The organism is Mesorhizobium sp. P2_D6, assembly GCF_056404315.1.
The window spans coordinates 1-9,860 of record NZ_JBFUEG010000042.1; the positions used below are offsets into that span (position 1 = coordinate 1).

Annotated in this window: 11 protein-coding genes and 7 pseudogenes; 4 read left to right on the forward strand and 14 right to left on the reverse strand. The window is 58.4% G+C overall.

Annotated elements, in window-relative coordinates; translation table 11 throughout:
* From AC1D1L_RS32860 to AC1D1L_RS32870, 3 genes are all read right to left on the reverse strand, one after another.
* Nucleotides 1–169: transposase family protein (locus tag AC1D1L_RS32860; RefSeq protein ID WP_477345634.1), on the reverse strand; the 169-nt coding region annotated here is incomplete at its 3' end.
* Nucleotides 170–571: 402 nt separating this feature from the next.
* Entirely contained in the window at nt 572–1,147 is a 576-nt protein-coding gene (locus tag AC1D1L_RS32865; RefSeq protein ID WP_477345627.1) for a SidA/IucD/PvdA family monooxygenase, read from the reverse strand.
* Nucleotides 1,148–1,300: 153 nt separating this feature from the next.
* A complete protein-coding gene (locus tag AC1D1L_RS32870) occupies nt 1,301–1,531 on the reverse strand; it encodes a SidA/IucD/PvdA family monooxygenase (RefSeq protein ID WP_477345628.1) in 231 nt (76 codons plus the stop codon).
* Between the two features lie 432 nt (nt 1,532–1,963).
* On the opposite strand from AC1D1L_RS32870, the pseudogene AC1D1L_RS32875 reads away from it, so the two are divergent.
* Nucleotides 1,964–2,350, forward strand: a pseudogene (locus tag AC1D1L_RS32875) (GDP-mannose 4,6-dehydratase); the annotation flags it as partial.
* A 776-nt stretch (nt 2,351–3,126) separates the two neighbouring features.
* Here AC1D1L_RS32875 and AC1D1L_RS32880 read toward each other — a convergent pair.
* Both AC1D1L_RS32880 and AC1D1L_RS32885 read right to left on the reverse strand, forming a co-directional pair.
* Nucleotides 3,127–3,364: pseudogene (locus AC1D1L_RS32880) on the reverse strand (IS110 family transposase); the annotation flags it as partial.
* Between the two features lie 139 nt (nt 3,365–3,503).
* On the reverse strand, nt 3,504–4,502 hold the full coding sequence (locus tag AC1D1L_RS32885; protein WP_477345629.1) for a phosphotriesterase family protein: 999 nt from the start codon (nt 4,500–4,502) through the stop codon (nt 3,504–3,506).
* A gap of 113 nt (nt 4,503–4,615) precedes the next feature.
* On the opposite strand from AC1D1L_RS32885, the pseudogene AC1D1L_RS32890 reads away from it, so the two are divergent.
* Nucleotides 4,616–4,776 (forward strand): annotated as a pseudogene (locus AC1D1L_RS32890) (IS481 family transposase); the annotation flags it as partial.
* A gap of 105 nt (nt 4,777–4,881) precedes the next feature.
* Here the strand turns inward: AC1D1L_RS32890 and AC1D1L_RS32895 are convergent.
* The 4 genes and pseudogenes from AC1D1L_RS32895 to AC1D1L_RS32910 form a co-directional block, all read right to left on the reverse strand.
* A pseudogene (locus tag AC1D1L_RS32895) lies at nt 4,882–5,028 on the reverse strand (hypothetical protein); the annotation flags it as partial.
* Entirely contained in the window at nt 5,025–5,720 is a 696-nt protein-coding gene (locus tag AC1D1L_RS32900; RefSeq protein ID WP_477345630.1) for a recombinase family protein, read from the reverse strand. The gene AC1D1L_RS32900 and the pseudogene AC1D1L_RS32895, both read right to left, overlap by 4 nt.
* The gene (locus tag AC1D1L_RS32905; RefSeq protein ID WP_477345631.1) at nt 5,717–6,196 is read right to left on the reverse strand and encodes a hypothetical protein; all 480 of its coding nucleotides are present in this window, start codon (nt 6,194–6,196) and stop codon (nt 5,717–5,719) included. Before AC1D1L_RS32905 ends, AC1D1L_RS32900 begins: the two co-directional genes overlap by 4 nt.
* Nucleotides 6,177–6,853 (reverse strand): annotated as a pseudogene (locus AC1D1L_RS32910) (IS110 family transposase); the annotation flags it as partial. The pseudogene AC1D1L_RS32910 and the gene AC1D1L_RS32905, both read right to left, overlap by 20 nt.
* Between AC1D1L_RS32910 and AC1D1L_RS32915 the strand changes: the two are divergent.
* A complete protein-coding gene (locus tag AC1D1L_RS32915) occupies nt 6,752–6,973 on the forward strand; it encodes a hypothetical protein (RefSeq protein ID WP_477345637.1) in 222 nt (73 codons plus the stop codon). The pseudogene AC1D1L_RS32910 and the gene AC1D1L_RS32915 sit on opposite strands and share 102 nt — an antisense overlap.
* 346 nt (nt 6,974–7,319) lie before the next feature.
* A complete protein-coding gene (locus tag AC1D1L_RS32920; protein ID WP_477345639.1) occupies nt 7,320–7,523 on the forward strand; it encodes a hypothetical protein in 204 nt (67 codons plus the stop codon).
* Nucleotides 7,524–7,529: 6 nt separating this feature from the next.
* Here AC1D1L_RS32920 and AC1D1L_RS32925 read toward each other — a convergent pair.
* The 5 genes and pseudogenes from AC1D1L_RS32925 to AC1D1L_RS32945 all read right to left on the reverse strand — a co-directional run.
* A pseudogene (locus tag AC1D1L_RS32925) lies at nt 7,530–7,586 on the reverse strand (exopolysaccharide production repressor protein); the annotation flags it as partial.
* 92 nt (nt 7,587–7,678) lie between these two features.
* On the reverse strand, nt 7,679–7,996 hold the full coding sequence (fdxB, locus tag AC1D1L_RS32930) for a ferredoxin III, nif-specific (protein WP_477345633.1): 318 nt from the start codon (nt 7,994–7,996) through the stop codon (nt 7,679–7,681).
* Entirely contained in the window at nt 7,993–8,196 is a 204-nt protein-coding gene (locus AC1D1L_RS32935; protein ID WP_027033222.1) for a CCE_0567 family metalloprotein, read from the reverse strand. Before AC1D1L_RS32935 ends, fdxB begins: the two co-directional genes overlap by 4 nt.
* A 25-nt stretch (nt 8,197–8,221) precedes the next feature.
* Nucleotides 8,222–8,682: pseudogene (locus tag AC1D1L_RS32940) on the reverse strand (DUF269 domain-containing protein).
* A 1,002-nt stretch (nt 8,683–9,684) separates the two neighbouring features.
* The coding region (locus tag AC1D1L_RS32945) for a transposase (RefSeq protein WP_477345636.1) at nt 9,685–9,860 on the reverse strand (176 nt) is incomplete at its 5' end.

A 9,860-nucleotide genomic window follows, 5' to 3' on the forward strand; every position in this document is an offset into this window, starting at 1 on the left:
ATAGATAGTCGTCGCAGTCGCAGATCGTGCCGCAGACAACCAGAAGCAGGACTTCCGGCAGCGGATGCGCCACCCGCCATGGCTCACGCGGCTCTTCGATCGCGGCGAAATGCTCCAGAAGCGCCTTCAGGCGTGGCTTCTCAAATCCTTCGAGGCCGGCAATCGTCATGGCAGGGGCTCCGAATCATCGAAGCCCCATGGAATCAGATCAACCGCAATCTCAAAAGCGCGTTAACCCGAGTCCGTAGCCCTGCCCGTAACGGTGATGGGTGGACGGCTTCGGCAAACGGCTTATGATGCCGGTAGGCACACTCTTGGATTGGCGGCCGCCCCTTCAGTCCGAAGTAGAGTCGCGGTGGACAGGAGAGGAGCGTTCGCACGATCCAACTGGATACGGCGCGGGATATCGCCGTTGCGCGCTCCTCGCAACGGAGGCAGCCGGGTGCCATCAAACACCACCTCGCGTTGATGACTCCCAGTAACCCACAGACGGATCGAGCCACGGTTGACTTGCATGAACCCGACTCGCCGACCACCGCAACAGTGTGACCGCGGGATGGCCAGGATGATGTCAGCCGTCACCTCTTCGACATCCTCCAGGCCGCGCTGCAGGGTCAGCCTGTGACCCGCCCCGGCGTTGATGCAGCGCGAAACGTTGCAACCTGGCTGGAGTGATGTCGCATTGGTTTGGCTCGAGAAATGCATGGCGGTACAGCGCCTGATAGACAGCGTGCAACGTGCTCTCCGAAATGCCGTCCGAAGCAAGCACGAAGCGCCGCAGGAACAGCTTGCGCTGCGACTCCCTCATTGCCGCGAAACGATCCGAAAAGCAGGGCATGAACAACTCGTTTGTGAACGGGCTGTTGTCGATGGGCAGGTAGTTTTCGCGTTGTGAGGCCCAAGTGATCGAGGCAGGTCGCCGTTCTCTTGGCAGCCCAACAAGGTGCAACAGCACCTCGGCTCCGGACTGTCCCCCGCCGACCAGGCAGACATGCTTTTTGTGCACCTCAGGACGAATGTGCAGCAATTCAGATGAGTGGAACAGGTTGCGTCCAGTCCAGCCCTGAAACTGAGGCGGAATATGCGCGTACTTGCCAATGCCGACCACAACATTTCTGGCGCCGAGAACCGCGTTATCGGTGTGCACCCGAAACTCGCCGTCAAAGCGGATTGGCGCACCGTTTCGCCGGCGCGGACAAGCGGGTTCCTGTGGAAGGCCCAGTTCAGGTATTGCTCGAACTCAGCTCTGAGCACGGCCTTGAAGAACTGTGCGTTCCGGTAGTGGTACAGACGCCCGTTCTCATACAGGTAGGTTCACGAAGGTGTAGGCTGATCGCGGATTTACCAGCGTGACCAGATCCTTGAAGTGGCTGACCTGGAGCTCCGAGGAATCGAATGCGATGCCTGGATGCCAGCGGAAGTCGACCTGCCGATCCAGGAACAGCGCCCCTTGCCCAATTTGCTCGTGTAACTGACACGCAAGACTCAAATTAGACGGCCCAGCACCGACCCCAATGCAAGAGAGCTCCACTTGCCTTGCTCCTATAGATGTTCGCGGCGAATACCGGCAATAGCCATTAGGAATACCCTCCCCGCAGGCATTCTCGACCTCGGTGCCCGCCGGATTTGCGAGAGTTTGTCCTCGCGTTCGTAGGGTGTGAAGCCCGTGGATCCCAGCCCAAGATGAGATCGACAGTCATGCCGGCGACATGTGGTGCGTGGGCGGGATCGATGTATGTCCGGGCGCAGTCGCCCGCCTCGACCATGATGCGCCGAACCTTCGACCGGCTTGGCGACCAGCGAGGGCGCGGTCTTAAATGCGGCGACAGCATTTTCGGTGAGGCTGATCAAAGGAGGACATCCGCTGGATGCGTTCAGAGGGTTCCCAGCATTGAACGTGCCAGAAGGAAATTATCATCCAAAGCAATGGGTAGCAGGTTTGTGATCCTGTTGGGTATCCGACATTGATCCTCATCAGGGTCATCCCGACATGGTCCTGCATTACGGGGACATGACGGATGCGACAAACCTGATCCGTCTCCTGCAGGAAACGCAGCCTGACGAAATCTACAATCGGGCTGCGCAAAGCCATGTGCAAGTCTCTTTCGAGACCCCCGAATATACGGCAATGCCGGCTCGGCACACTGCGGCTGCTGGAAGCGATCCGAAGTCTTCGCCTCGAGGACAAGACCCGATTTTGCCAGGCCTCCACATCCGAACTATACGGTGTCCAGGATACGCCGCAGAAGGAGACTACCCCGTTTTATCCACGCTCGCCATACGCGGAGCGAAGCTCTACGCCTACTGGATCACGGTGAACTACCGTCCCTCCCGGCGTTCCAATGCATCGACGATCTTTTGGATCGTCGCAGCCACCGCCTGGCTCGCATGCGGGTCGAAATTGATGAATGAACTTTTTCGCCCCATGTCCTTTGTCACAGGTTTGTCCTTCGTTGATGGGCGGCACGGAGACGGAACGCCGCCATCTCACGCGCGACCGCCGCAACGAGATGGGTTTGTTCGTGCCCGCAGCCACCAGGCGCCGGTAGCGGGCCGCGAATTCATGGATGTCGACGACCTTGCCGACGCGCTCGTGTTTCTGATGGAGCGCTACGATGAGGCCGGCCGATCAATGTTGGCAACTGTATGGAGGGCAAGGAGAATTTGACTTCGATCCTGCCAGGCCCCACGGCACGCCGCGGAAGCTCATGGATTCGAGCCGCCTAACAGCACTTGGTTGGCGGCTGCGGATCGAATTACGCGATGGTCTCCGTCAGATGATAGACATCTACGGAAACACCATTGCTGTTCAACCAGCCTCGTCATGATCTAGTGAGCTGGTCGGTCGGCAATTCTCGTCAGCTCACTTTCCGGACATCCAGCAGGCTTCTCTGATCGGGGTTTGGGGTCAAGCTCCTCCTGCTTTCTTTTCCGGACGATGTCGCTCCGTGGGTCACTCGCTTCTCTTCGCGGTCGGCGCAGGGCCACCAATCTGTTGAATGACCTTGGGGGAGCTCGCCCAGGATCGTGCCTGTTCGCGAGATCGCCTACCCATCGTCCCACGGGAACGATCCCGATCACCTTTCTGGGCGAAACTACTCCTTCTTCATTTGTCCATTGTCCATTTCATACCGATACCGGACCGGGCTCCTTGCCGTAGCGGAATTCTGTCGCATCAACCCGCATGTGATGCAGGATGACGGCGAGTTTGCGGGCTACCGCGACGCGGACTCGCCATACCGCGCCGCTTGGCGACGTTCATGCCCCACGCGCACAGGCTCGACCACTTTTTACTGCGCACAAGCAGAATAACTAAATCCATTTGAGTTTGCGTCCTAGACAGGGACAGCCCAGGACGGATTACGGAAGTGCGGTAACCAACCCGCGGAAATCGTCTCAAGGCCATCCCGTCTCCGTGCTACCCTCATCAATGGCAGACAAAACCTGTGGCAAAAGGCATAGGGCGAAAAAGGTCATTCATCGTTCTTGAACGGTCATAAGAGTTAGTGCGTCGCCCTTTCGGGCAGAAACTCACCGGCAAAGAACCGTCGCGGGTTGTCCTCCAGGATCGAGACGATGTCCTCCTGACTGACACCGCGGGCGTGCAGCATTGGGATGAAGTCGGTGAACATGTAGGTGTGGGCTTGGTAGTGTCCCTGAGACTTCAGGTGTTCGATCTTGGTGATCTCATCGGCGGTGAGTTGGCGGCTGAACTTGCCGAGTCTGCCGCAGAGGCGGTCCATGCTAATCATGACCTGCGCACGAAAGCCGTCGCGCACGAGCTTCGCCACATTGTCGGCGCGGACGTTGTCCGGCCGATGGGACATCCCGATCTGATCGAATCCGATGTAAGAGCCAGCATCTATGATGCGGCGATGATAGGCGGGATCTAGGTTGCAGCAGCTATGGCCGATCAGGCAGCGATGGGCGGCAACGCCGCCGGCCGCGAACAGCTGCTGCTGTTCAGGGCCTGCGTAGCCGTCCTCGGTGTGGGTGATGATCGGCACCCCGGTCACCTTCTGCGCGATGCAGGCGGCGGCGAGGAACTTCTTCTCATGCGCAGTGATAACCGGCGCGCCTGTCGAGACCTTGATGGCGCCGGCCTTCACACCGGTGTCGGCGATGCCGTAGGTGATCTCGCGGACGTAAAGCTCGGCGATCTCGTCGACAGTGCGGGCGCGCCAGTAGAACGGCAGCCCCATTTCCTCGTGGTAAAATCCCGTGGTGCAGACTATGTGCATGCCGGATTTTTCGGAAGCCTCCTTCATCATCATGACGTCGCGACCGAGTTCGATCGGACAGGGGTCGACGAAGGTGCGCACACCATGCTCAGTGCGCAGCTGCACCAACTGCCGGACTGCCTTCTCGATGAATTCCGCACGGTCGAATTTCGCGAGCGGATCAAACCAGGCGCCGGGAAAGGCGATGAATAGATGCTCGTGCATCAGTGTGCGGCCCAAGCGCTCGACCGGGATCGGCCCCGTCGCCGTCTGCACCATCATGCGTCGGCACTCCTGTATTGTTGTGTGCTGCCTTGGAGAGAGCCATGCGATCGATAGGTTAGCAACCCACTATTTCTTGTAGTGGAATAACCTAGTTGTTTGATCCCGGACTAAGATCGACAGTGCTGTCGCTCGAAGAGGAAGCGGTGATCGTCGCCTTTCGCAAGCACACGTCGCTGGCGCTGGATGATTATCTCTATAGCCCTCGATCCCGCATCTGACGCGCTCGTCGTTGCATCGCTGCCTTCAGCGCCTCTGCGAGCAAAGCCTCCCCCTTGCGCACCGGCCCGCGCACCATCATGCCCTTGCCGTTGGCATTGTCAGCGATCAGCCGTTGGTTCCTTTCAAACTCCGCCCAGGACAAATAGCCTTCGTGATGGTCAACGAGCAAGACAGCCCAATCTGAACGATCTTTGCGACGGCCGCGCACGATTCGCTTGCGGCCGTTTTCGATTATCGTTCGACTTCCGGTTCGGCCAAAGGCGTAAGGGCCGGCATAAACAGGATTGGTGAGAAGATTACTCACCGTCGCATATGCCGTTGTCCGGAGTTCCTGGAGTTGAGGTACGGCAGCGCGATCTGGTCGCTTCGAAGCGACAAGAACACCTGGCGGATGCTTTGCATTTCGGCAAAGCGGGTGAAGACCAACCCGATCGCCTCTCGCACACGCAGGTCTGGATCCATTTCGATCTTGTCGCGGCCCACTTTCACATAGCCGACAGCTACCGTGAAGAAGAGCTCGCCCCGTCGAGCCTTCTGCTTCAAGGCCTCCATCGAACGGGCCCGCAGGAGCGACAGTTCGAGTTCGCTCATCGTCCCTTTCATGCCCAGCAACAACCGATCGTTTGGATGGCGTGGTTCATAGATTCCATCCTCATCGACAATCACCGTGCCAACCAGTCCGCAAAATTCGATCAAACGTGTGCCAGTCGCGTCCATTGGCGCCAGACGCGACACTTCGATCGCAAAAACGGCACCGACGCGGCCTTCACAGATCGCTGCGAGCAGCTTCTCGAAGCCCGGACGACTGACGCCCGACCCCGAGCGGCCAAGGTCGTCGTCGATGACTGTCACATCCGTCCAGCCAAGAGCATGGGCACGGTCGGCAAGTCCATATTGACGCCGCCGGCTCTCATGGTTGTTGGCAAGCTGATCGACGGTGGATTGCCGAATGTAGATGAAGGCACCGCGCGCCAGGTGATCAGACGTGATCTTCATCGCCGGCCTCCGTCACTGCGGGGACGCTGAGTGTTTCCGACAGCAGCGCGCTCACCAGCGGCAATAGCTTCGTCCGCTCGGACGCTGCTACCGGCACCGGTGGGGTCTTGGGCACGAAGAGATCGAATTGGCGGTGACAGGGTTGCCGTTGCTTCATGCTTGTCTCCTCCTTCGTGACGGGAATCGTCACGCAGCAAGGTTAGACAGGCATCGAGCTCCAGACGAAGTTCGTGCAGATACGCCAGCGGCAGACGGGGACGCTCCGTCATCATCATCGCCTCCGCCTGATCTTCCGTCATCCAGATCGGCAGATGCGCCAGGGTGCCGTCAGGCTGGCGGATGGTCAGACTGACCTCGTCACCACGACGATTGCGCCCGGCAACAGTAACCGTTTCCCCGTAACGGGGATGGAATCGGTAACGGATAATCGTCTCGCCCGACTGATAGCCGGTATTATGAAGCTGTCGGCCCGACACCAGGGACGGTCATCAACCGCCTGCAAACTGTGTCACCCTTCACGATCGACAACAGCCTTTCATGCAATACCGTGAACTGCTCGCGAAGTTTCTGCCGGGCGGCGAGCAACACCTCCATGATGTCACGTAGCTCCGGGATGTCGCCGGAAAGATCCTGGATGCGATCCGCAAATTTGGCAGCGCCGACAATGCCAACCTTGAGACCGAAGTTACGCAACAGGCCTCGAATGTCGTTCTCAATTGCGATGGCCTTTTCCTGCAGCAACTTGCGGGCTGTCAACAGCGCCCGACGTTCCTGGCTCATCAGCGTCTTGACGTGCACCGGCCGGAACAAATTAACCCGCATCATCTGCGCGATGCCGCGCGCATCGTTGCCGTCGGTCTTGTTGACCTGCGCCTTGAGAAAGGCCTTCGCATGACGGGTTTCGATGCAGATTGCAGGTAGTCCGGCTCCCGCCAGACCACTGAACAACATTGTGATAAGGGACCAGCTTCAAGCCCGATCCGGGCCAAATTCCAGGCGGGGTTCTTCAACGCCTCAACAAGATCGTCCGGATGGCTCGCAACCTTCATCTCTCGGCAAATGCGGCCTCCTTCATCCACGATGCAAACGGCCGTCTCTTTCACGGAGACGTCCAGTCCGGCATAGTGCTTCATGCTGCGCTTCCTTTCCTGATGCTTGTGGCTGTTCACGCAGACCAGTTTTATCATCAGCTCGAAGCGCAGCACCTCAAACACCAGTTCAAGACGTGGGGCAAAGCCGAATACCCCATCTAAACACCCAGTTTCCGTCCATAAGGGGCTGTTATTAAAGTACTTAGGGCTGGCGGCCAAGCTGTTTCTGCTGCCATTCGAGCACTTGGGCGCATGGCGCGCAAAAGCGCAGCCAGCATGCGTGGCTGGGAGGCAGTTGTGACCACTGCTATCAGCCGGCGCTCACCGGTCTGTGGCTGACTTCGGCTGACGATCTCAGGTCAGCTTGAGACGCGTGAAGAGAACGAGATTGGAGGTCAGAACCGAGGACCAGATGTAAGTGTGAAGTGGTCAGGGCCACGCCAGGTGCAGGGCGCCAGGCCGTAGGCGCGGTCACATGATGATGCTGAGATCAAGAGGGAGTGTTAGAATGGCAAGCAGCAAATATGCCGAGCGTTTGATTGCGCTGGGGCACGTCTTGAGGTTCATTCCTATGCTCATCATCGTCGCGCGACTGGTAGCGAACTTCCTGGGACCTATCGAAAAGCTCAGCCCCTTGCCCGGCTTTGCCAGCGCAGCTGGATCGCCAAATCAGAAAGAGCACACTTGCAAAATAGCCCAGCTGAAGAAGTAGCGAACAGCCCAGCGTCGTGACGACTGCTAGACGGAACGAATGCGAGGCGAAGTAAACCGTCACAGCATTGCCGCACAGGACCAGCCCGAGGAGCCGACAAAAGATGATGAAGCGCAATGCCGTTCTCCTGATTTTGTCTCGTCAAATCATGCAGCTCATGCTGCGATCTGGTCGGCCGCGACATGGGTCTGGCAGTTCTTTGGGCAGACGCGGCCGCAGGCTCCGCAGCCAATGCAGCGGCCGGCATGGTCGACAACCATGATCATGCGATTGAGCTCACCATCGAAATCGTCGTCCTCACCCGCGCAGATGCCGAGGATTTCGCCCGCGTCGTCGACGCCGTAAAGATGCATGACCTCGCGCGAGCAGATTTTGAAACAGCGGCCGCAGCCGATACAGATCTTGCCATCTATAGCGATCAAATACTCCGGCACCCATAGGGAGCCGTCGCGGCTGATGAATGTGCTCCTCATCGCAAAGTCTTCATTTTGGCGAGCTCTCTCCTGGCACCATCCAACTCGGCATAGACGGCATGCGTTTTCTCGGCGACTTCCTCTATCTCAATCCATTTGACCGGGAGACCCTCGGCAAGGTCGCGCAAGTTCGTCTTGGCAATTGCCGCGCGCAGTTGAAGCTTTCGGACTTTCTTCGCCATCTCATCCAGGTTTGACATGATCCTTCCTCGAAAATCAGTTTCTTCACGCCCGCGCCACGTCGGGATAGGCAATAGCTGCAGTCGCATCGACGACCGGTTTCGCGCCGGTATCCGCGAGTTTCCGGAGAGTCTCGAAGCCGAACCGGTAGACGTCTCGACAGACCGGCGAGCTGCCCGATCGTGAAAAGCGCGCGTCCGAAAGCACCGGTCGGTTTGATTTCTGTTGTTGACTATGTCACGCCTGAGCGCTCCTCGATCGCAAGCTCCACTACGGCCTAAAACATGTCGAGCCTCCACAGCGCCGGATCCGGATTGCCAATGATTGGATATTCCGGCGCAGTTCCTTGGTGATGATGAAATCGGCCAGCAGCCGGTGTCCGATTTCCGTTGGCATGAGCCGTGGAAATCCTGAGCACGGATCAGCCGCAGGAGGCATTTGACGAACGGGCGGGCAAGGGCCTCGCCATCCTTGCTGACGGCAGGGCCAAGCGCTGCGTGAGACATTTCATTTCCTCAATTTCAGGTCTCGTCCTCAACGGATGATTTCTGCTTTCGGTTACGCCGACTTCGGGCCCGCTTACGCAGCCGACGTCCGGCCTGGCCAGGCCGATTCCACGTAAATGCTGCCCCTGTGGCCGACCTTGAACACGTCGTGGACTGTGACGTCTTTATCGACGGGCCAAATTCGCTTCGAATATCGCGGCCGCGGCTAGTCGGTTGGAGGTCATTAAGGTCCGAGCCCTGACCTGCAGCAAACGGTCGACCCTGTGCCCCATGGACATAGTTACTGCGGGCGCGCCGCAGAAAATGTGCGAATTGACCAGGGTTCCCTTCCACTTGTCATCCCTGCTCCTTGCCGGGCTGAAAGTTCGTGAGGGGTTCGCCACGCAGCCAATCGTCCACTTTGAGCAGAGGAGCCGGGGATTCTGTACGCAATATGTTGTTCTCCATTCCCACACCTTTCCTGACGTTTATGCACGAGCTGGTTCTTCTCTCAGAACGGAACACACCGGTTAGGAGACCATCAAAGTCTTGCGTGTTCTCATGCGATCAGCCATCACTCAGTATTGCAGATCTCAACCAGCAAACGTCATGCCAGCGCTTTGCCCGCAGTAAATGCATGATTCTGCGTCGAAAACGTCAGAAGCCCAAGACGGCCGGCTGTTTTGAACCAGACATGTTTTCTGCCGCTGTCAGCTTTTGGACACGCATCATGCGTCGGACCCTTGAGGGCGAGAACCGCTTGGCTGTCTGCCCTGCGGTGATGTTGGCGTCGGCTCATCTAGCATCATTCGCCGCCGGCGATGCGCGGACGCGCTAGGCTGACCCAGGGCCCCGAACCGCATGACCTTCTTGACCGGCTGCAATAGGTCGGAAATTCCGCGATTCCGAAAAAGTTGGTCAACGCAGTGGAGCCCTCTCGGCATTTGCCGCACGGATCGTGCCCACTGGCGTGGTGTAGCTGACGGCATTGGTCGCCGTGCTCTCCGGCATGGGCCGGACTGATCAGCGCGCCACTGCCGGCAGGCTGATGAGCGGATCATCGCTCATCTGGCTGATGGTCTCAAGAGTCATGTAGCGCGCCCGCTGCACGGCCCATTCATCATTCTGTTCAAGCAGCAACGCGCCGACGAGGCGGACGATGGCATCGTCATTGGGGAAGATGCCGACGACCTCGGTCC